At 66.6% G+C, this 24767-nt stretch carries 5 protein-coding genes; 1 reads left to right on the forward strand and 4 read right to left on the reverse strand.

What is annotated here, in order from left to right; genetic code table 11:
* The first annotated feature begins 18 nt into the window (after nt 1–18).
* A complete protein-coding gene (locus ACFVUS_RS25925; protein WP_387771546.1) occupies nt 19–1050 on the forward strand; it encodes an FUSC family protein in 1032 nt (343 codons plus the stop codon).
* A gap of 20 nt (nt 1051–1070) precedes the next feature.
* Here the strand turns inward: ACFVUS_RS25925 and ACFVUS_RS25930 are convergent, their stop codons facing one another.
* The 4 genes from ACFVUS_RS25930 to ACFVUS_RS25945 all read right to left on the reverse strand — a co-directional run bounded on the left by ACFVUS_RS25930 (nt 1071) and on the right by ACFVUS_RS25945 (nt 24721).
* Nucleotides 1071–1751, reverse strand: coding sequence for an SDR family oxidoreductase (locus ACFVUS_RS25930; RefSeq protein WP_387771549.1), 681 nt, complete (start codon nt 1749–1751; stop codon nt 1071–1073).
* A gap of 23 nt (nt 1752–1774) precedes the next feature.
* A complete protein-coding gene (locus tag ACFVUS_RS25935; protein WP_387771552.1) occupies nt 1775–2404 on the reverse strand; it encodes a TetR/AcrR family transcriptional regulator in 630 nt (209 codons plus the stop codon).
* A gap of 125 nt (nt 2405–2529) precedes the next feature.
* Nucleotides 2530–3759, reverse strand: coding sequence for an argininosuccinate synthase-related protein (locus ACFVUS_RS25940; RefSeq protein ID WP_387774687.1), 1230 nt, complete (start codon nt 3757–3759; stop codon nt 2530–2532).
* On the reverse strand, nt 3755–24721 hold the full coding sequence (locus ACFVUS_RS25945) for a non-ribosomal peptide synthase/polyketide synthase (protein ID WP_387771555.1): 20967 nt from the start codon (nt 24719–24721) through the stop codon (nt 3755–3757). Before ACFVUS_RS25945 ends, ACFVUS_RS25940 begins: the two co-directional genes overlap by 5 nt.
* Between the last annotated feature and the right edge of the window lie 46 nt (nt 24722–24767).

Genomic DNA, 24767 nt, shown 5'->3' on the forward strand with positions numbered 1-24767 from the left:
AGGCGTTGTGAGGCGACTGTGAAGTCGGCGGCCACCCTGCTGTCCGAGTGCCGCCGGCGGATCCCGGCGAGTATCGAAGCACTGCAACGCTTCTGGCGACCCCAAGCCCCACCCGATATTCCGGCGGGGGTGGCCGCGGGCATCGCGCTGCTCACGCCGCTGCTCGCGATGTACTGGGCCGGTCACGCCGATATCGGCGCGTCGATGTCACTGGCCGCGCTGCTGGTGGTGATGCCGCTGGGAACCACCGACCGTGCCGAGCGCGCGCGCCTGCTGGCCACACGCACCGTGTCATTGACCGCCGCCGGTGTGGTGGTGTGGCTGATCGGACCGCACACGTGGCTGCTGGTCATCGCCGTCACCGCCGCCGCCGCGCTCGGAGCCTTCCTGCCGCGCGTGGGAGTCACGGCCGCGCTCGGCGTGCTGCTGATCGGCATCACCGGCTCGGGGGCCGCAACCGTGGTGCCCGGTCTCGATCAACTACTCGGCAGCCTCTGGGCCGCGCTCCTGATCTTCCCGAACTGGGGCCACCGGAAGAGCACACCACCCGCTCAGGCCATGTCACCGCGTGCCCGCCTGTCGTCACCGAAAATCCGTCACCACGCCGCGCGCCTGGCCCTGCTGACCGCCGTCGTCTCGAGCACCCTGCTATCCGGCGGCCTGCTCGGCGGCGGCGCACACTGGCTGGTCACCTCACTGCTGCTGACCTTGCAGCCCACCTCGGAGCAAACACGCGCCAAAGGACTACAGAGAACCGTCGGCAACTCCCTCGGCGGCGTGGTAACGGCACTGATCCTCATCACCAACCCCGGAACAATCACCGTCGCAATCGGAGTCGGCCTGGCAGCCGTCTTCGGCTACGGCTGGCGCCCCGCGAACTACCTCTACTGGTCCCTCGCGGCCCCCGCACTCCTGCTCCTGCTGGCCGACTACTCCACCCCGATGCCCTGGTACGACGGAGCCCTCCGCGCCGCCCTCAACGCCCTCGGCGCCCTCATCGCCTACCACTCAACCCGCTGGCTCTGGCCCGAACCCGCCACACCGAGTTGAACCACACACCCAGTACCCGTTCACCACGGCAGGGGTTGGCGGTCGCGGAAGAATCCGCCGGTCGGTCCGTTGTCGGGAAGGGTTGCCGCCCAGACGATTCCGGCGGCACCGTCGGCGACCGGGCGGCCGCCGGGGCCGCCCATATCGGTGGCTACCCAGCCGGGGCAGATGGCGTTGACGAGGATGCCCGCCGGGCGGAGCTCGGCGGCGAGCATTCGAGTGAGGGCATTGAGGGCGGTTTTGGTGGTGTTGTAGGCGGGGGTACCGCCGCCCATGCTGGTCAGGGAGGCGGCCTCGCTCGAGACGTTCACGATTCTCGGATGGGCGCTGGCACGCAACAGCGGCAGCAGGGCTTGGATCAGTCGCCAGGGACCATAGAGATTGGTTTCGGCTGCTTCGCGAACGACGTCGAGATCCGCGGAGGCAGCGCGCTGCCAGGTGTCGTAGGTAATGGCGGCATTATTGACGAGGATGTCCAACCCACCGAAGCGTGCGCCGATATCCGTTGCGGCGGAGCCGATATCGCGCTCGCTCGTGATATCGAGTTGCAGTGGATGGGTATCGCCTCCGATATCCGCAGCCGCCTTCGTGGCCGCGTCCAGAGACCGAGCGGAAACGATTACGGTATGCCCGCCGGCGGCTAGCTGGCGCGCCACCTCATGCCCGATGCCTCGATTGGCTCCGGTGACGAGAGCGATCATTGGTTCCTCTTCGCGGTGAGCGGTCAGGGGTGGGTGTTTTCCAGGACGCTGACGCACATGCGCGCGCATTCGGCGGCAAGTTCGGCGGCGGTCATATCGATGGTGCCGCCGAGCCAGCCTTCGATGAGTTGGTTGACGCCACCGGTAATGAAAAGCGCTGCGCGGTGCAGCCATTCCGGTTCGATCGAGATGCCCAGCGCGGCGGGAGCGTGTTGGACGACCAGGCCGGTGATCATCGTCAGTACGTCGTGGCGACGCTGAGTCAGCTCGGGCAGGTCGCCCGGGTCCGTGGTGGTGACGATGCGATGAATGTGGCGGTCCGCCGCAATGATTTCCAGGAATGCCTGTAGCGCGGATTGGAGTCTTCGCTCGGCCGGACCATCCGCGGAGACACCCGCCTCGACCATGGCCGCCAGCATCTGATCGCGCACCTCGTCGCTGACGGCGAGCAGCAACTCCTCGCGGTTGGCGAAATGTTCGTAGAAATAGCGGTCGGTCAGGCCCGCGGTTTTACAGACGCCCCGGACTGTGACGGCACCGATTCCGGATTCGCCCCAGGTGGTGCGAGCGGCGACAAGCAGGCGCGCGCGGCGCTCGGCGCGGCGCTCGGTCGCGCTGACGCCGCCGTAGCTGCGAGTGGCCGTATTCGTCATTGACAACACTTTAGGCGCGGCTGTCGGCGTTGGGGATCACGCCTGAGTGACATGGACAGGACCACCGCGTCAGGTGTGCTGCGATCGACGAGTTCACGAAAAGATCCGAAGTCGTGCCAGGTCCATCAGGCGATCAGGCCACCTTCGCTCAGGAGCGGACTGTAATGGCTGAGTTCGGCCCTGATGGATGCGGTTTCCCACGCTTCGCGGTCACGGATGTAGGTGGGATGCTCGGCGATTATGGCGGTGGTGACGGCACCGCCGAGGTGCAGTCGCCACCGCACCGAGCCGGTCACCCGTGCGGCGCAACTGTCGATGAAGGCTTCGGCCGCTCGTTTGAGTGAGCCGAGCCATCGTCCTTCCAATGCTTCACGGACCCATAGCTGTTCGAGATCGAGCTTGACCCGGAGTGTTTCGGCGGTCAGGCACGCGCTCTCGAGGTGGCGCGCGGTCATGAGTATGAGCCATGCCGCCGGCATCTCCCGCACCTCGAGCACCTTCTCGCCGTGGTCCAGATGCTCGAGTCCGGTGTATCGGCCGACGCCGAACCGGCCGACCCGGACATTGAGCTGTCCGATGAGTTCGACCAGATCCATTCGCTCGCCGTCGACCGCGGTGGGTATACCTTCCTCGAAACTCAGCGACAACTCCTCGGCGACGAGGTGGTCGTCCTGCGGTGTGACGCTCCATCGATAGATGGAGTCCGGAATACGATGCGACTCTGGATCATCGAGCGATCCGGACTCGTACTCCCGGCACCACAGGTTCGAATCGCCGCTCATGGTGCGGTCGCTCGAGAAGGTGATGCCCGCCGCGGACAGATCCTCGATTTTCTGTGTTCTGTCGACCGGCTGCAGGTCGTATGGGCTGCCGTATCGACCGGGAAACCCCAGCATTCCCAACGCGCCGTTGAGCCGTCGCAGCGTGTTCTGTGAACGATTGGCGGTGTGGATGACGCATCCGGCCTCGACCTGGTGCGCCAAATCCACTGCGGTACGGGCGATCAGGGGACGGCTCAAGGTCGAGCTGACCGGATGTAGACCGAGGTATACCGCGTGCGCTTTGATCGCGGGCGCTACGAACTCCGCGGCGAACACCTGTTGTTTGTCAACCGAATGAAACACAGCGCCGAGTTCCGAAGCGATATGTTTCTGCTCCTCCACGGTCTCCAGTCCACCGATATCCACTGACAGGGCGTGCACCTGCGTGAATCCGAGTTCTCGCAGCCGCAACAGCAAATAGCTGCTGTCCAGACCACCGCTGAACAGGGTCACCACTGGCGCGGATCGGTCGATGGTCCGGTCGATTTCTTCGAACGACCTGATCAGTTTCGGTTTGATGGCTCTGCTCCTAATCCGCTATCGCAGTGGCCAATTGGCGGCGCAGGATCGCGCACACCTCGGACAGGCCCTGCCGCTCGACAATTGCTTCGTGGGTCGCATCGATCGGGTGCTCCTCGATGTCGCCGTCGACGAACTCGCGCCACGACGGAATCAGCGAGTCCAGTCGTCCGCCGTCCGGCGACCGGACGGCCCGGAAGATGACGAGGTCGCCGTCGTACACCGGCGACCGGTGGGCCGCCAGGATTTCCGCGTTGTTGATCGAGACCGGGACCAGTGAATCGATGACCGAGGCGACCATCGAGCCATCGCCGTCGCCGGTCCGGGCGTGTGCCCACTGCTCCATCGCTGCGCGCAGGTCACGTTCGGCAGCGCTGAATTCCACCGCCGTGCGGTCGATTTCATACGGCACGGCCGGCCCCGAGTCGAGCAGGGTCAGGCTCGCCACCGCATGGCCGCGCCGTCGCAATTCCACGGCGATCGAATGCGCGACGGTACCGCCGAACGAATGCCCGAGCAGATGGAAAGGGCCGTCCGGCTGTACGGCCAGCATGTGGTCGGCGTAGTGGTTCACCATGGCCCGCATCGATGGTGCCGGCGGCGCGGCTCCATCGATGCCGCACGCCTGGATGGCATAGATCGGCCGATCGGTGATCTGGGTGGCGAGACCGAAATATGCCCAGCCGACACCGGTTCCGGGGTGGATGCACCACAGCGGCGCTTGTTCGCCGGTGGTTCGGATGGGCAGGACCGCGGCGAATGGATCGGTGCTCTCCTGCTCTCCGAGTCGAGCGGCCAGGCCCGCAACCGTCGGGGTTTCGAACACGAAGCGCACCGGCAACTCCACACCGAGTTCGGCACGCACTCGCGCGAGCACCCGCATCGCCGAGAGCGAGTGCCCGCCGAGTTCGAAGAAGGAGTCGTCGGCGCCGACGCTGCCCACCCCGAGTATCTCGGCGAAGATTCCGGCCAGGGCACGCTCGGCCGCTGTCGATGGATTCCGATATGCCGCACCGGATGTCATGTCCGGATCGGGCAGCGCCGCTCGATCCAGTTTGCCGCTCACCGTCACCGGGAACCGATCCAGCACCAGCACTGCGGCGGGGACCATATAGCCGGGCAGCGCCGCGGCCACGATATCGCGCAATTCCTCTGGGAGACCTGATGTTTCGTTCCGGCACACCACATAGGCCAGCAGTTGCCGGCCGACCACGCCGGGTATCTCACGGGCGATGACGGCCGCCTGGTCGACCGCCGGGTGAGTAGCCAACACCGCCTCGATCTCGCCCAGCTCGATCCGGAACCCACGCACCTTCACCTGAAAGTCGGTGCGGCCCACGTAGTCCAACTCACCGGAACGAAGCCAGCGCACCACATCACCGGTCCGGTACAACCGCTCGCCTGAGCCGAACGGATCGGCCACGAATCGCGCCGCGGTCAGTTCCGGCTGTCGCTGGTATCCGCGGGCCAGTTGCACCCCGGCCAGATACAACTCGCCCGCCACTCCGGGCGCGACCGGGCGCAGCCTTTCATCGAGCACATACACCCGGGTATTGGCCTCGGGCCGCCCGATCGGGACCGACACCTCATCGGTCTCGCTGGTTTCGTAATGGGTAACCGACACTGCCGCTTCGGTCGGTCCGTACAGGTTGTGCACGCCCGCTCCGGTGATGGCCCGCAGCCGACGCGCCACCGTAACCGGCAAGGCTTCACCGATGAGGAAGAGCTCACGCAGCGTCATGCAGTTGGACTCGGTTGCCTGCGAGAGGAATTCGGCTGCCACCGACGGTACGAAATCGGTGAGCGTCACACTGTGCCGAGCCATCAGCTGCGCCAACCGATGCGGATCGCGGTGGTCATCGGCCGCTGCAAGCACCAGTTTCGCGCCCACCAGCAGGGGCAGGAAGTAACCCCACAGCGATACGTCGAACGAGGCGGCGGTCTTCTGCAAATACACATCCCCGGCGCCCACCCGGTACCGCTCGGCCATCCAGAGCTGCTGGTTCACAATCGCCTCGTGCGAGACCATCACCCCTTTTGGGCGACCCGTCGATCCCGAGGTGAACATGACATACGCGGCGTTCGCAGGGCGCAACGGCAGGTTCCGCTCGCCCTGACTCACCGCCGAATCGGGATACCGGGATAGGTCGATTCCGTCGAGGGCGACCGCATCGGGGAAGCGTGCCGCATCCTTCTCGGTCGTCAGCACACACACCGGCCGCGCCACCCGGCGGATGTGCTCGACGCGCTCGGCCGGCAGATCGGGATCCAGCGGTACGAACGCTCCACCGGCCGCCAGCGTCGCGTACATTCCGATGACCAGCTCGGGCGATCGCCGCATCCCCAGCGCCACAGTCGATTCCGGGCCGACCCCTTGATCGATCAGCCACCGTGCCAGGCGGCGTACCCGCGCGGCCAAGTCGGCGTAGGAAAGCGCGGTCCGGTCCGAGAAGATCGCGGTCGACTCCGGCGTCGCGGCAGCCTGCGCCTCGAACAAGGACACCAGCGTTGCATCGCCCGCGATCGGCACCGCGGTGGCATTCCATCGCTCGAGCACCAGTGCGCGTTCGGCGAGATCGAGCACCGGCAATTGGGACAGTCGCGTATCGGCGTTCGCGACAGCTCGCTCGAGCACCCGGACATACCGAGCCGCCAGCGCCTCGACGGTGTCCCTGTCGAACAGGTCGGTGGCGAACTCGATGCTCGCGCTGTAGCCGCGCTCGGCCGGGCCCGCGGCATCGATATTCATCCACAGATCGAAACGTGCTGTGCGGTTGGGGATCTCGACCGATGACAGCGACAGGCCCGGCAGCGCCACGGCGAGCTGATCGCCATCGGCGGCGGGACCGTTCTGGAAGCCCAGCGAGACCTGGAAGAGCGGATGATGTCCCGCCGACCGCACCGGGTTCAGCACGCTCACCAGCTGTTCGAACGGCACGTCCTGATGCGTGTAGGCCGCCAGCGCCTTCTCTTTCACCCGCGCCAGCAGTACACCGAACTCCGGATCACCGGAGGTATCCACGCGCAATACCCAGGTATTGACGAAGAATCCGACCAGAGCGGTCAGCGCCTCATCGGCACGCCCGGCGATCGGCACGCCAATGGCGATCTCCGCACCCGCCCCCATTCGAGACAGCACCGCCGCGAGACCCGCCTGGGTCACCATGGACACGGTTACGCCCCGGGAGCGGGCAAGGCGCTCCAGCCCGGCACGCAAGGTCGCCGAGATGGTGAACCCCAGGGTGTCGCCGCGGTGTGACGCGACCGGCGGTCTCGGGCGATCCACCGGCAGCTCGATCACCTCGGGCAGCTCGGACAATTCCTGTCGCCAGTACGAAACCTGTTCGGCGATCACCGATGTCGGATCATCCAGCGTGCCCAATCGATCGCGCTGCCACAGTGTGTAATCGGCATACTGCACCGGCAGTGGTGTCCACACCGGCGCGATACCGTGACTGCGCGCGGCATAGGCGGTCAGCACATCGGTGACCAGCGGCACCATCGAGGCGCCGTCTCCGGCGATGTGATGAACCACCACGCCCAGGATGAAATCGCCCGCACCACAGTCGAGGATCGTGGCCCGCAGCGGAATCTCGGCCGACAGATCGAACCGATGCCCGGCCACCGCGGCGAGAGTCGCGGACACGGTGTCCGGGTCGGCGGCGTCGACGATCTCGACTGGGATCCGCACCGATTCGACGGGCAGAACCCGTTGCGTGCCAACGCCATCGACCTCGGCGAAGATCGTCCGCAATGCCTCGTGCCGCCCTACCACGTCCGTGAACGCCGCACGCAATGCCGCGGTGTCCACGGCCCCGGACAATCGGACCGCGAACGGCATGTTGTACGTCGCGGAGGGTCCCTCCAGCCGGTGCAGGAACCACAGGCGCTGTTGTGCGAAGGACAGCGGCACCAACTCCGGGCGTTCACGCCGGGTCAGCGGCGCACGCGCGGTAGTGCCCTCGTGCAGTCGTGCCGCGAGCATGGCCGGGGTCGGCGCGTCGAATATCAGCCGCACCGGCAGTTCCACACCGAGTTCCGTGCGTACCCGAGCCAGCACCCGCATGGCGGACAGCGAATGCCCACCCAGTTCGAAGAACGAATCGTCGATGCCGATCCGGTCCACGCCGAGCACATCGGCGAAGATCGCGCTCAGCGCGCGCTCGGCATCGGTTGTCGGTGCCCGATAGGCAGCACTCGAGCCCCACTCCGGGTCCGGCAGCGCCGCCCGATCCAATTTGCCATTGCCGGTCAGCGGCAACCGATCCAGCACCAGCACGACCGGCGGCACCATGAATTCCGGCAGTACCTCGGTGAGATGGCGGCGCACGGCCACCACGTCGAGCGTTGCGGACGGGTCACTCGCATATGTCGCCGGATCAGCGAACTCCCGGGCGAGGGTGCCGACATCGTCGATAGCCAAGCCGCTGTCGGTGCGCGCGCAGAACGACGCATTCATATACCCGGGCGCGCTCGCCGGGGTGACCGCCACCTCGAAGCCGAATTCGATTGCCAGCTGGGACAATTCGCTCGCGGTGATCCCCTCTCCGGTCGATTGTCCGACCGGCATTTCACCGGCGGCCAGCGCCCGCACCGCCAGCACATCCTCGATCACGCCGCGCTGCGGCACCCCGGTCACGGTGATCCGGTCTCGCTGCGGATCGCGGCCGCCGAGTGCTCGCGCCACCTGCGCCGGATCCGCATAGGGGACGGACTCGAAGGCGGGCAGCGGTGGCGTCGCGTGAGTGCCTCTGGTCAGCACGACGTCGTAGCGGTACCGATTCATCTCGGTATCACCGAAACCAAGCTTCAACCGGACCCGGCAGCCGTCGATACCGTCGAGTCGCGGCACCGCGGCTCGGAAGAATTCGGGTGCCAGCAGCAATTCCTTGTCGTCACGAATCGCGCGGTCGATGCGACGGCGCAGCTCGCTCGCATCATCACCGCCGTAGTGGGCGAGTTGAACGCCGGTGTGGAATTCGCGCAACAGCGCGAAGTTACGAATGTCCCCGAGGAAGATCGCGCCCTGCGGGGCCAGCAGCCCCGCCAGCTTGGTCAGGACCTGCAGCAAATAGTCCGCGCTCGGGAAGCATTGCGCGACAGAATTGATCACGATCGTGTCGAAATAGGCCTTGGGCAGACCGGTGATGTCATCGGCCGGGAGCGCGTGCAGGCGGACTCGCGATACCCAGTCCGCGTCGATTCCGGTCAACGCCTGCCGCATCGATTCGATCGCTACGGGTGAGAGGTCGGTGCCGTGGTATTCCCGCACCTTCGGTGCGATCTGCGACAGCAGCAGTCCGGAACCGACACCGACCTCCAGCACCCGGCGCGGCCGGAGCGATTCGATCGAAGCGACCGTGGCGTCGCGCCATTCGTGCATATCCGGTAGCGGAATGGCCTGGCGGGTATAGCTGCTGTTCCAGCTACGGAAGTCCGCGCCGAATTCGACCCCCACCACACCGTCGAGCTGTGGAATGTCTTCGCTGTCCGAGTAGACGCTGTCGTAGATCTGCTGCCAGCGCCCGACCAGATCCTGTTCCCGATCGCCATCGCGCCCGGCGTCGGAGCCGGGCACCACATATCCGATCAGCTGCGGATCACCGGATTCACCTGTGGCACGGGCGATGACGGCGGCCTGGGCGATCCCCGGATAGGACAGGAGCGCCGTTTCGATCTCGCCCGGCTCGATCCGCAGACCTCGAACCTTCACTTGGAAGTCGGACCGCCCCAGATACACCAGTTCGCCACTACGAGTCCACCGCACCACATCGCCGGTGCGATAAAGGCGGGCACCGGTGCCGAACGGGTCGGCTACGAAGCGCTCGGCGGTCAGGTCCGCACGACCGCGGTAGCCCCGAGCCAATTGCACCCCGGCCAGGTACAACTCGCCGGCTACCCCGGGCGCGACCGGGCACAAACGATCGTCGAGCACGTACACGCCGGTGTTGGCGACCGGCCGCCCGATCGGGACCAGCAGCGCATCAGCTGCACCCACTTGGTGATAGGTGACATCGACGGCGGCTTCGGTGGGACCGTACAAATTGTGCACGGTCGCGCCACTCACCGTTCGCGCTCGCTGCGCGACGCCGACGGGCAGCGCCTCACCGGATGCGATGATCTGGCGCAGCGAGCTCGACTCACCGGGTAGATCGTTCAGAAATTCGGCCAACATGGACGGCACGAAATGTACGGTCGTCACCCGTTCACGCCGGATGGTCGCGGCGAGATAGGCGGGGTCGCGATGCCCGCCGGGCACCGCCAGCACCAGCCGCGCACCGGTGATCAACGGCAGGAACAACTCCCAGACCGATACATCGAAGGTGATCGGAGTCTTCTGCAGCACCACATCGGCGGTGTTCACCCCGTACTGCCGGGCCATCCACAACAGCCGGTTCACCACCGAACGATGCTCGACGGCAACGCCTTTCGGGCGTCCAGTGGAACCGGAGGTGTAGATGAGGTAGGCCAGGTTCGAGGAGCGGAGCACTCCGGCGCGCTCGTGAGCGGCGATATCGCCCGAGTCGGCGCCCTCGTGATCGGAGGATCCGATGATCAGGCTGGTGGTACCGACCGGCAGTGCGCCGGCGAGTGCGCCCGCCATCTCGCCGGTGGCGATCACCAGGGTGGGAGCCGCATCCCCGATTATGTGGGCGATGCGGTCGGCCGGATACTCGGCATCGATCGGCAGGTACGCCGCACCCGCCTTGTGCACCGCCAGCAGCGCGATGATCAGTTCCGGTGAACGGGGCGCCGCGACCGCGACCACATCATCGACCGCGACACCGGTGGCCAGTAGCTTCCGGGCGAATCGATTCGCCGCCGAATTCAATTGCGTATAGGTCAGTTCCGCGTCTTCGAACACCACCGCGACCGCATCCGGGGTCGCCGCCGCCTGCGCTTCGAACAGTGCCGTCAGCGTCGCATCGCCGCTGTCGAATCGCATTCGGGTGTCGTTCCACCCATCAAGCACCAGCGATCGTTCCGCCGAGTCGAGCACATCGAGCTGCGACATCCTGGTACTCGCGTCGGCACTCACCTGTCCGAGCACCCGCACATACCGCTGAGCGAGGGCATCGATGGTTTCACGATCGAACAGATCGGTGGCGTACTCGATGCCGCAGCTGAATCCGTCCGCGACCGGGGTCGACGCGTCGATGGTGATCACCAGATCGAATCGCGCCGTGTGCGTTGCGGTCCGCACCGGTGTCACGGTCAATCCGGGCAGCAGTTCGGCGGCGGCGTCCACGGTGATCGTGGCGTTGTTCTGGAATGCGAGCGAGACCTGGAACAGGGGGTGATGCCCGGCCGATCGCACCGGATTCACGATGCCCACCAGCTGCTCGAACGGCACATCCTGGTGGGTGTAGGCGGCCAGCGCCTTTTCCTTCACCCGGGCCAGGACCCTGCTGAATTCCGGATCGCCGGAGGTGTCCACCCGCAGCACCCAGTTATTGACGAAGAAGCCGACCATGGCGGCCAATGCCTCGTCATTGCGCCCGGCCATCGGCGCGCCGAGCGCGATATCCGTGCCGGCGCCCAGCCGCGACAGCAGCACCGCCAGTGCTGCCTGGGTGGCCATCGCCACCGTCACACCGTGTTCGCGGGCCAACCGTTCGATTCCCGCGCGAACCGGCGCCGGAATCGAGAAGCTCACCGTGGCGCCCTGATAGGTCGCCACCGCGGGGCGCGGCCGATCCAACGGCAGCGAAATCACCTCGGGTAGCCCGGCCAGCTGGTCCCGCCAGTACGAAACCTGTTCGGAGATAACCGATTCCGGATCGTCGAGCTCACCGAGCAGCTCCCGTTGCCACAGTGTGTAGTCGGCGTACTGCACCGGCAATGGCGCCCACACCGGGGCGGTACCGCACTGCCGCGCCGCGTACGCGGTCAGCACGTCGGCCACCAGCGTCACCATCGAGGTACCGTCGCCGGCGATATGGTGCACCACGACCGCGAGCACGTATTCGCCTGCGCCACAGTCGATGATCGTGGCCCGGACCGGAATCTCGGTGGCCAGGTCGAAGGCGTGCGCGGCCGCGCCGGCAACCACCTGTGCCACGAACTCGACGATGGATACCGCAGTGCTCGCATCGACGACTTCGACCGGGACACAAGTTCTTTCGCTATCCAGGACGCGCTGTACGCCGACACCGTCCACCTCGGCGAATATGGTGCGCAACACCTCGTGGCGAGCCACCACATCGGTCAAGGCGTCGCGCAGTGCCGCCACGTCGACCGAACCTGTCAAGCGAACCGCGAACGGCATGTTGTAGGTCGGCGACGGCCCGTCGAGCCGATAGAGGAACCAGAGCCGTTGCTGCGCGAACGAGAGCGGGATCAGCTCCGGACGTTCGCGCCGGGCCAGCGCGGCCCGGGCGGTCGTACCCTCGTGCAGGCGGGCGGCGAGTCCCGCCGGGGTCGAGGTCTCGAAGATCATCCGCACCGGCAGTTCCACACCCAGTTCGGCGCGAATCCTGGACAGCACCCGCATTGCGGACAGGGAGTGCCCGCCGAGTTCGAAGAAGGAATCGTCGACGCCGACCCGGTCGACGCCGAGGATGTCGGCGAAGGCCGACACCAGTGCATGCTCGGCTGCCGTGGAGGGTGCCCGATAGGCGATCCCGGATACGAACTCGGGCATCGGGAGCGCGGCACGATCCAATTTGCCGTTGGCCGTCAAGGGCAGACGATCCAGGGCCACCAACGCCGACGGGATCATGAATTCCGGTAGTCGCTCGCCCAGGTAGCTCCGCACCGCGGCGACCTCCGCCTCGGCTGCGACGAGGTAGCCGACCAGGTGTTGCTCGGCGGTACCCGGCAGCTCACGAGTGATCACCGCGGCCTGTGCGACCGCCGGGTGGCCCAGCAGCGCACCCTCGATCTCTCCCGGCTCGATACGGAAACCACGTACCTTCACCTGGAAATCGGAACGCCCCACATACTCGAGCTCACCGAAACGGTTCCAGCGCACCACATCACCGGTGCGGTACATGCGGCCACCAGTGCCGAACGGGTCCGCGACGAACCGCGCCGCGGTCAGGCCGGACCGGCCGCGATAACCGCGTGCCACTCCCGCACCGGCGATGTAGAGCTCACCCGGAACACCCCGCGGCACCAGACGCAACCACTCATCGAGCACGACAAGGCGCGCGTTCGGCACCGGCACGCCGATCGGCACCGACCCACCACGCGAGGTACGCCCGGCGGTGGCGAAAACCGTTGTCTCGGTGGGACCATAGCCGTTCACCAATGCCACGCCGGGCCACAGATCGCGGGCTCGCTCGAACAGGCCGTCGGGGATTCGCTCGCCACCGGCCCAGATTTCACGGACCCCTGCCAATGCGATGGTGCGTTCCTCGACGAATACCTCGAGCAGTCGCGCGGTAAGCCACAGCGCACTCACCCGTTGTGCGGCGATCAACTCACCCAGTTCGCGCACACCGGCCCGATCGGGCGAGATCACCAGGGTCCCACCCGCCGACAGCGGTGCCCAGATCTCATAGGTCGAGGCGTCGAACGCCACCGACGAATGCAGCAGCACCCGCGTATGACTGTCCCACAACCCATTTCGGGACAGGTTGACCACATTGCGGTGCTGCACGGCCACGCCTTTGGGATGGCCCGTGGACCCGGAGGTGTAGATGACGTACGCCAGGTTCGACGAGCACAGGCTGCCGCTGCGCTCGGCGTCGGCGATGTCCACCGGATCACCGGACTCGATGGCGTCCGCCCCGACGATCACGATGCCGGTTTCCGTGGGCGGCAATGCACTTGCTCCGGTGTCGGTGGTGATCAGCAGCGCGGGTGCGGCATCGGCGAGGATCAGGGCGATCCGCTCACCCGGATAGGTGGGATCGACCGGTAGGTAGGCGGCTCCGGCCTTGAGTGTGGCCACCAGCGCGATGATCAGCTCCGGCGATCGGCCGATGACAACCGCGACCACATCGTCGACCCGCACGCCCTTGTCGAGCAGCACCCGGGCAAGTCGGTTCGCCGCCGAATTCACCTGCCCGTACGTGTATTTCACGTCCTCGAACACCAGCGCGACCGCATCGGGGTCAGCGGCTGCGCGGGCTTCGAACAGCGACACCAGTGTCGCTTCGCCATCGACCGCGTTATCGATCCCCCGCCCAGCCTCCAGCAGCAGCTGCCGCTCCGGTGCGCCGGTGACCTCGAGCTGGGACATGGTGATTCGGATGTCCGCCACGACACGTTCCAATATCCGAACATAGCGTGCGGCGAATTCGACCATGGTCTCCCGATCGAACAGATCTGTCGCGTACTCGATGGTGCAGCCATAGCCGTCGGCGGCGTGGGTCGAGGCGTCTATGTTCACCCACATGTCGAAACGTGCTGTCTGCGTGCTGTATTCGACCGGCGACACGGAAAGGCCGGGCAGCAGTTCGGCCATCAGGTCCGCACCGGGTGCGGGGTTGTTCTGGAACGCCAGCATGACCTGGAACAGCGGATGATGCCCGGCCGACCGCGCCGGATTGAGCTGGCTGACCAGCTGTTCGAAGGGCAGGTCCTGGTGGGTGTAGGCGGCCAGCGCCTTATCCTTCACCCGGGCCAGCAGTTCGCCGAACTCCGGATCCCCGGCGATGTCCACGCGCAATACCCAGGTGTTGACGAAGAATCCGACCAGTCCGGACAATGCCTCATCGGTGCGTCCCGCGATCGGTGCGCCGATCGCGATATCGGTACCGGCGCCCAGCCGTGACAGCAGCGCGGCCAGCGCCGCCTGCGCGACCATGGCGGGCGTGACACCACGGCGCCGGGCCAGATCCTCGAGGCCGATCCGCAGCGCCGCCGGGATGGTGAATCCGATCAGATCCCCGCGGTGTGACGCGATCGCGGGACGTATCCGATCCGCGGGCAGCTCGAGCACCTCCGGCACACCGTCCAGCTCCTGTCGCCAATACGAAACCTGTTCGCAGGCGACCGATTCCGGATCACTCGGATCACCGAGCAACTCACGCTGCCACAGGGTGTAATCGGCATACTGCACCGGCAGTGGCGACCACACCGGAGCGGCACCCGATTGTCGTGCCGCATATGCGATGAGCACATCGGTCACCAGCGGCAGCATCGACGCACCGTCGCCGGCGATATGGTGAATTACCACCGCGAGTACGTATTCGCCCGCACCGCAGTCGATGATCGCCGCGCGCAACGGAATCTCATCGGTCAGATCGAAGGCATATCCGGCGAGGGCGGTCACCGCTGCCACGGCACTGCCGGGGTCGGTGGTGGCGTCGATCGATTCAACCGGAACGCGCACGGTATCCGCGTCCAGAATCCGCTGGGCGCCAACGCCTTCAATTTCGGCGAAGACCGTGCGCAAGGCCTCGTGCCGCACGGCCACATCGGTCAGCGCGGACCGCATCGCGTCCAGATCCAGCGGGCCCGACAACCGCACCGCGAAGGGCATGTTGTAGGTAGCCGAGGGACCTTCCAGCCGATGCAGGAACCACAACCGCTGCTGGGCAAACGACAGCGGCACCACGGCCGGACGCTCCCGGCGGGTCAGCGCGACCCGCGCGACCGCGCCTTCGCCCAGTCGCGCCGCCAGACCGGCGACCGTGGGCGTTTCGAACACCATGCGCACCGACAACTCCACACCCAATTCGGTGCGCACCCGCGCCAATACCCGCATCGCCGAGAGCGAATGGCCGCCGAGCTCGAAAAAGGAATCGTCGGCGCCGACGCGATCGGCGCCGAGCACTTCGGCGAAGATCTCCGCCAGCACGCGCTCGGCCCCGCCCACCGGTTCCCGATATGCGGCACTTGTGCTCACTTCCGGATCCGGAAGTGCCGATCGATCCAGTTTTCCGTTCGCGGTCAGCGGTAGCCGGTCGAGCACCACAACCGCTGCGGGCACCATGAATTCGGGCAGCCGGTCCGCCGCAAAGCGCCGAATATCGGCGGCTCTGCTCACTGCGGCCGGATCGCTGACGTACCCGGCAAGGCGCTCGCCGACGTGGGCAGGCGCGAAGATCCCGGTCAGCGGTGCCTCGGTCGACCGCACCAGCACCAGGTCCACACAGCCCGGTGTGTGCGCCCAGGTGACCAGCAACTCGTACCCGGCATCGGCGAGCCTGGACCGAATCGACTCCGGTACAACGGTTTCCGTCAGGGCCGTCGGCGCCGCGGTGAGTTCCTGTCCGGTGCGCAGTGCCTGCGCCAGGGCCGCGTCGTGGTGTAGCAGCGCGTGCGCGACGTCCCGGATGCGCACCGCATCAGGACGCCGCGCAGCCAGGTGCTCGAAAAGCCCGGCGACAGTGCCGATTTCCGGCCAATGCCATGCGGGAATCGCGGCCAGGTCCCGCACCTGGTCCGGATGCTTCCACAGCACCGCTTCGTAGCGGTAGCGGCTCAATTCGTTGTCGGCGCCCATTTGCTTGAGCCGGATGTCGACAGCGCCGATATCGGCGCGAGAGCGGCTCAGCGCAACGAAATACTCCGGGCTGACCAGCAATTCGGTCTCGCCCTGGATCTCGCGCCGGACACGGTCGCGCAGTTCCGGCGTGGTGAGGTTGCCCGCACCCCCGGCCTGTGCGACCTGGACCCCGGAGCTGAACTCGGTCAACAGTGCCAGGTTGCGGATATCACCGAGGAACAGCCGCCCACCGGGCGCGAGCAGGGTGAAGAGTTTGTCGATGACCTCGGTCAAGTAGGCCGCGCTCGGAAAGTACTGCAGCACCGAGTTGATCACGATGGTGTCGAAACCACCCGGGGGCAGGCCCGCGACCACATCCGCCGCCTGCACCGACAGGGTGACGCGTTCGGTCCAGTCCCCGGACTGTGTTTCCAGTGCGGCGCGCAGTGTGGCGATGGTTTCAGCCGAGAAGTCCGTTGCCCAGTACTGCGCGGCCTGCGGTGCCAGCTCCGCCAGCAGCAGACCCGATCCCACACCGACCTCGAGGATGCGCGCCGGATGCAGTGCCCGGATCCGCGCAACGGTGGCCGCACGCCACTCCCGCATCTGCGAGAGCGGAATCGGGGCGCCGGTGTAGCTGCTGTTCCAGCCGGAGAAGTCGGCACCGAACGCTGTGCGTTCGGTCGCGGCTTTGGCGTAGAGCTCATCGTAGAGTCGCTGCCACTCGGTGACCTGTTCGGCTTCGCGGCGATCTTCGCGGAGCTCGGCGTGGTCGGCGTCGAGCACCACGTAGCCCAGCAGGTGGGCACCGGAGTCACCGTCGGCCCCGATCTCGCGGGTGATGACAGCGGCCTGCGCGACCGACGGATGCGCGAGCAACACCGCCTCGATCTCACCCGGCTCGATACGGAAACCACGCACCTTCACCTGGAAATCGGAACGCCCGACATACTCGAGCTCACCGAAACGATTCCAGCGCACCACATCACCCGTGCGATACACCCGATCGCCCGAACCGAACGGGTTCGCCACGAACCGAGACGCAGTCAGATCCGAATGTCCGCGATACCCCCGCGCCACACCTGCACCGGCGATATACAGCTCACCCGAAACACCCTGGGGCACAAGGTGCAGATGCTCATCGAGCACGAAGGCGCGCACGTTCGGCATCGGCACGCCGATCGGCACCAGCCCGGCTCGCGACGTGCGCCCGGACGTAGCGAAAACCGTTGTCTCCGTTGGCCCGTAGCCGTTGACGAATTGGGTCGACGGCCACAGCGCCCGAGCTCGCTCGAACACACCACCGGAAATCTGCTCGCCACCGGCCCACACCTCGTCGACCCGAGCCAGCGCGGGGCTGCGCTCCTCGACGAATACCTCGAACAGCCGCGCGGTCAGCCACAGCGCGCTCACCCGCTGCGCGGCGATCAACTCGTCGAGTTCCCGCACGCTCGCACGATCGGCGGACAGCACCAGCGCCCCGCCGGCCAGCAGCGGCACCCACATCTCATAGGTCGAGGCGTCGAACGCCACCGACGAATGCACCAGCACCCGAGTATGCCTGTCCCACAACCCGTTTGCCGCCAGGTTCACCACATTACGATGCTGAACCGCGACGCCTTTCGGCCGACCGGTGGATCCGGAGGTGTAGATGACATAGGCCAGGTTCGACGAGCACAACCGCCCGGCACGCTCGGCGTCGGTGACATCGAACGATTCCCGCGTGCCCGGCCCGGCCGATCCGATATCCATCACGTCGACGCCGGTTTCGGGCAGGTGTACTCGCACCGCAGCGGTGGTGAGCAGCAGCGCCGGTGCGGCATCGGCGAGTATGTAGCTCAGCCGCTCGGCCGGATAGGTGTAGTCCAGTGGCAGGTACGCCGCCCCGGCTTTCAGAATCGCGAGCAGCGCCACGACCATCTCGGCCGAGCGGCCCGCCGCGACGGCGACGACGTCGTCGGCCGCCACACCCCGACTCAGCAGCACCCTCGCCAGTCGATTCGCCGCCGAATTCACCTGCGCGTAGGACCATTCCACATCCTCGGACACAATCGCGACCGCGTCCGGGGCCATCCGTACCCGGGCCTCGAACAGCGATACCAGCGTCGCGGTGCCGTCGACCGGAGCGACGGCTCCGTTCCACGACTCCAGCAACAGCCGCTGTTCGGCCGCATCCATCATCTCGAACCGCGACAGGCGGATTCGATGATCGGCGGCCGCTTGTTCGAGCAGGTGCACATAACGTGCCGCGAAGGCCTCGATCGTCTGCTCATCGAATAGATCCGTCGCGTACTCGATGCCACAGACGAAACCGTCGGCGGCCGGGGTGGACGCGTCGATATTCACCCACAGGTCGAATCGAGCGGTGTGTGTCGCGGCCGTCAACGGCGCAACCGTGAGTCCCGGCAGCATTGCGGTGACCAGATCGGTGTCCGGGGCGGGGTTGTTCTGGAATGCCAGCATCACCTGGAACAGCGGATGATGTCCGGCCGACCGCACCGGATTCAGCAGGCTGACCAGCTGTTCGAAGGGCAGATCCTGATGGCCGTACGCGGCCAGTGCCTTCTCCCGAACCCGGCCGAGCAGGTCGGCGAACTCGGGGTCTCCGGAGGTGTCCACCCGCAGCACCCAGGTGTTGACGAAGAACCCGACCAGCGCGTTCAACGCGTCATCGGTGCGCCCCGCCATCGGTGTGCCAATGGCGATGTCGGGCCCCGCACCCAGCCGAGTCAACAACGCCGCCAGGGCGGCCTGTGTCACCATCGACACGGTCACGCCCTGCCCGCGAGCGAGCTCTTCCAGTCCCGCGCGCACCGAGGCGGGAATGGTGAACCCCAGCATTTCGCCGCGATAGGACGCCACCGCGGGGCGCGGTCGATCGGCCGGCAGCTCGAGTACTTCGGGCACACCGTCGAGCTCTCGGCGCCAGTACGAAACCTGTTCGGATATCACCGATTCCGGATCATCGAGCATGCCAAGCAGTTCGCGCTGCCACAGCGTGTAATCGGCGTATTGCACCGGCAGCGGCGACCACGCCGGGGCCGTGCCGGACAACCGCGCCGCATACGCGGTCAATACATCGGTCACCAGGGGGACCATCGACGCGCCATCGGCGGCGATGTGATGCACCACCACCGCGAGCACGAATTCACGTGCGCCGCAGTCGATGATCTCGGCGCGGATCGGGATTTCGGTTGCCAGGTCGAAACGATGGGCCGCCATGGACGCGATGGAGGTGGCCACCGCCGCGGCCGCGGATTCGGCCGTGCCGACCGCGTCGACGATCTCGACGGGCACCGAAATCGTTGCCGCGTCCAGAATCCGCTGGGTGCCGACGCCGTCGACCTCGACGAAGATCGTCCGCAGTGCCTCGTGCCGCACCGCCACATCGGTCAGCGCCGCACGCATCGCATCCAGATCCACGGCACCGGACAGCCGCACCGCGAACGGCATGTTGTACGTCGCCGACGGCCCCTCCAGCCGATGCAGGAACCACAACCGCTGCTGCGCGAACGATAACGGCACCACCGCCGGACGCTCCCGGCGCATCAACCGCGCACGGGCCGCCACGCCCTCCCCGAGGCGAAGCGCGAGTTCGGCGACCGTCGGCGCCTCGAACACCACCCGGACCGAGAGCTCCACACCCAGCACCGAGCGCACTCGTGCCAGCACCCGCATGGCCGAGAGCGAATGCCCACCTAATTCGAAGAACGAATCGTCGATGCCGACCCGATCCGCTCCGAGCACCTCGGCGAAAATGGCGGTCAGCGCACGCTCAGCATCGGTCGATGGCGCGCGATAGGTCGCGGTTGAGCTGATGTCCGGCGTCGGCAACCCGGCACGATCGAGCTTGCCATTCGGGGTGAGCGGGAACTGCTCGAGCACCACTACCGCCGCGGGCACCATATAGCCAGGCAGCGTTCCGGCGGCAAAGCGCCGAATATCCTGTGGCAGAGTCTGTTCCGCCGGATCGGCGATCACATAGCCGACCAGCTGTGTGCCGCTGACCGATTCGTACGCCATGACCACCGATTGCGCGACGCTCGGATGCCGCGACAGCGTGGCCTCCACCTCGCCGAGCTCGATGCGGAAACCACGAACCTTCACCTGATCATCGACGCGGCCCAGATACTCGAGCACACCCCGGGTAGTCCAGCGGACCACATCGCCCGAGCGGTACAACCGTTGTCCCGCAGGACCGAACGGATCGGCCACGAACCGGCCGGCGGTCAGGCCCGGCCGGCCGAGATAGCCGCGCGACAGACCCGGTCCCCCGATATACAGCTCGCCCGCGACTCCCACCGGCACCGGGCACAGCCATTCGTCCAGCACGTATCCGTGCTGGTTGCCGATCGGGCGTCCGATCGGCACATCTCCGTCGCCCTCGCCCACCTCGTGCACCGATGCGCAGATGGTCACCTCGGTCGGCCCGTAACCGTTGAGCACCCTAACGCCGGGCAGCGCCGCCCTGGTCCGTTCGACCAGGCTGCGCGGCAGCGCCTCGCCGGTCAGCACCACCACCTCGATATCGGGTAGTTTTTCCGAGATGTTGGGCACCGCAAGCACTTCGGCGAAGGCCGACGGTACACCGTAGAGCACTCCGCACCCCGGATGAGCGCGTTCGACGACCGCCAGCAGATCGCGGATGATCTCGAGGCTGCCGCCCAGGCACAGTGGCATGAAGAATTCCCACACCGCGACGTCGAACGAGACCGAGGTCCCCGCGAGCAGTCGTGTCGGCGAGCTGTCGCCCCATACCCGGCGCGCCTGATCTCGCAGACGGTCGGTGACGCCGCGATGCGGTACGGCGACCCCCTTGGGCCTGCCCGTGGAACCGGAAGTGTAGAAGACATAGGCCAGGTCGGCAGGGCGCAATGGCCCTCGACGTTCGAGGTCTGTCAGGTTCACTTCGTCTGCGGCGTCGGCGGTTTCGCCCGGGTCGAGCAGGATGCGCGGCAGCGGTCCCGCGGGCAGCACAGGCTCCGCGATCGAGGTGGTCACGACCGCCACCGGGGCGGCGTCGCCGAGCATATAGGCGATTCGCTCAGCCGGATGTTCGAGATCGATCGGCAGGAACGCTCCACCGGCCTTGAGCACCGCGAGCTGCGCGACGATCAGATCGATCGATCGTTCAACGGCGACCGCGACGACCGCGTCGGGTCCGACTCCGGCCTCGATCAGCCTGCGCGCCAGCCGATTAGCCCGTGCGTGGAGCTGCCGATAGGAGCACTCCGTGCCCTCGTGCACCACCGCGATGGCATCCGGGGTGCGGACCAGCTGATCCTCGACCATCCCGACCACGGTGGCATCGACAGGCCACGGTTGGGCGGTATCGTTCCAGCGCGCCAACAGATCTCGCTCCGCGGTATCGATCACCCGCACCCGGGTGAGCGGGATGCGGGGGTCGGCGGCGACCTGCTCGAGCACGCTGACATATCGTGCCGCCAGCTGTTCGACGGTGCTCCGGTCGAACAGGTCGGTGGCGTACTCCACCCAGGCGTCGAATGCGCCGTCACCGTGCTCTCCGAGGTTGAAAAGCAGGTCGTAGCGCGCGGTCCCGGTCGGCGCGGTCAATGGTTCGACGGTCAGCTCCGGCAATGCCGCGGTGAGCAGTGCCGCGTCGGGCAACGAGGTGTTCTGGAAAGCGAGCGAGACCTGGAAGAGTGGATGATGCGATGCCGAACGGATCGGGTTGAGCACCTCCACCAGCCGCTCGAAGGGAGCGTCCTGATGGGTGTACGCACCGACCGCGGCGTGCTTCACCCGTGCCAAAAGCTCGTGGAATCCCGGGTTTCCGGACGTATCGACGCGCAGAACCCAGGTGTTGACGAAGAACCCGACCAGATCGGCCACGGCCTCATCGGTGCGGCCCGCGATCGGCGCGCCGATCGCGATATCGGTTCCCGCGCCCATCCGGGACAGCAGAACCGCCAGCGCGGCCTGTGTCACCATCGATACCGTTACCCCCTGCGCACGGGCCACATTCTCCAGCTGGGCGCGCACCGGCGCGGGAACGGTGAAACCGACGATATCGCCGCGATTGGACGCGACGGCCGGGCGCGGGCGATCCAGCGGCAGCTCGATTACCTCCGGGAGTCCGGACAGCTGCGCGCGCCAATATGCGATCTGTTGGGAGATCACCGATTCCGGATCGTCCGGTTCGCCAAGTGCCTCTCGCTGCCAGAGGGTGTAATCGGCGTACTGCACCGGCAGCGGCATCCATTGCGGCTCGGTGTTCCGACGCCTGGCCGCGTACGCGGCGAGCACATCGGTCACCAGCGGCACCATCGACGCACCGTCGCCGGCGATGTGATGGACCACCAGCGTCAGCACGTATTCTCTTGCGCCACAATCAATTATGGTGGCTCGGATCGGAATCTCGGCGGTCAGGTCGAAGGCGTACGCTGCTGCGGCGGCCACTACGGTCGTCACCGTGGCCTCGGGGTCGGTGCCATCGGCCTCGATGATCTCGACCGGCACCCGAACCGAGTCCTGATCCAGAACCCGTTGCACCCCGATACCATCGACATCACCGAACACCGTCCGCAACGTCTCGTGCCGAACGACGACATCGGTGAGCGCCGCACACAGCGCGGGAATATCCACCGTACCGGTGAGCCTGATCGCGAATGGCATGTTGTAGGTCGCCGACGGCCCCTGCATGCGATGCAGGAACCACAGCCGCTGCTGCGCGAACGACAGCGGAATCACATCCGGACGCACCCGGCGCGACAACGCGACCCGGGGCGTCGTGCCCTCGGTCAGCCGGGCTGCCAGCGCCGTGACGGACTGTGCCTCGAACATCACTCGCACCGGCAGGTCGACATCGAATTCGACGCGGACCGCGGCCAATACCCGCATCGCCGAGAGTGAATGCCCGCCCAACTCGAAGAACGAATCGTCGGCGCCGACCCGCTCCACCCCGAGCACCTCGGCGAAAATGGCCGCCAGCGCGTGCTCGGCATCGGTTTCCGGTTCCCGGTACACACCCGCGGCGACGACTTCGGGTTCCGGTAATGCCGCACGATCCAGTTTCCCGTTCGGAGTCAGCGGCAGGCGATCGAGCACCACGATCGCGGCCGGAATCATGAACTCCGGCAACCGGTCCAGTGCGAAACTCCGCAGGCGGGCGATATCGATACCACCGCCCACCACATAGGCGACGAGCTGAGTACCCGAAACGCCCGCGATCTCCCGCGCGAGCACCGCGGCCTGCGTCACCCCGGGGTAGCACGTCAGCGCTGCCTCGACGTCGCCCGGTTCGATCCGGAATCCGCGCACCTTCACCTGGAAATCGGAGCGGCCCACATAATCGAGCTCACCGAAACGATTCCAGCGCACCACATCTCCGGTGCGATACATGCGACCGCCGGGCTCGAGCGGATCGGCCACGAATCGTGCCGAGGTAAGGTCGGCTCTGCCGCGATATCCGCGCGCCACACCCGTGCCCGCGAGGTACAGCTCACCGGCGACGCCGCGCGCCACCGGCCGCAGCCATTCGTCGAGCACGACGGCTCGCACACCCGACAGCGCCCCGCCGATCGGCACCGGGCCCGTAGCGGTCGGTTCGCTCACCCGGAACGCGGTGGCGAAAACCGTTGTCTCGGTGGGTCCGTACACGTGCACGAAGGTGGTATCCGGCCACTGCCGCACCGCACGTTCGAAGACCCCCGCGGGCATGTTCTCACCGCCGGTCCAGACCTCGCCGATCCGGCCGAGCAGTTCGCCGCCCTGCTCGACGAGCAGTTCGAACAGCCGGGTCGTGACGAACAGGGTGCTGAGATCGTGCGCCTCGGCCAATCGGCTCAACTCCGCCGGGCCGACAACGCCCGCGGGGGCGAACACCACGGTGCCACCGGAGGCCAGCGGCGCCCACATCTCATAGGCGGCGGCATCGAAGGACACCGACGAGTGCGCAGGGACGCACCGGTTCGATTCGTGCCCCCACACCGCGTTCCGGCACAGATTCACCACATTGTGATGGGCAACGCCGACTCCTTTGGGGCGACCGGTGGATCCCGAGGTATAGACGACATAGGCCAGGTTCGCGGGGCGGAGTCTCCCGGTCCGCTCGGCGTCGGTGATATCGCGTGAATCACCGGCGGCAGTGAATGATTCGATATTCGACCGGCCGAGCGACAAGGTGGGAACCACTGCCTCGACGCGGTCCGTCTCAGCGCAGAGCAACAGCGCGGGCTCGGCGTCGGCGAGGATGTCGGCAATTCGGGTAGCCGGATAGCCGGGATCGATCGGCAGGTACGCCGCACCCGATTTCAGTACCGCCAGCAGCGCGACGATGAGTTCGGGTGAGCGAGCCATCGACACCGCTACGACATCATCGACGGCGACTCCGCGGCCGAGCAACACCCGGGCGAGCCGGTTCGCCCCGCGGTTCAATTCCGCATAGGTGAATGTGCTCGCCTCGAATACGACCGCGACCGAATCGGGAGCGGCGGCAGCCTGCGCTTCGAACAGAGACACCAGGGTGGCAGCGGATTCGGTGGGAGTTCCCGCGGCGGCGACCTTGGCGAGCAATGCCTGCACGCTCAGGCCGCGGCGGTTTCCGGTGGTACTGGAACGGTCCAAGCTCGTCATGCGAATGTCCTCGACTGTTTCGATCACGTACTGGTTTGGGCGGGGC

Origin of the sequence: Nocardia sp. NPDC058058, from assembly GCF_042885355.1 — a bacterium.
Taxonomy (GTDB): domain Bacteria; phylum Actinomycetota; class Actinomycetes; order Mycobacteriales; family Mycobacteriaceae; genus Nocardia.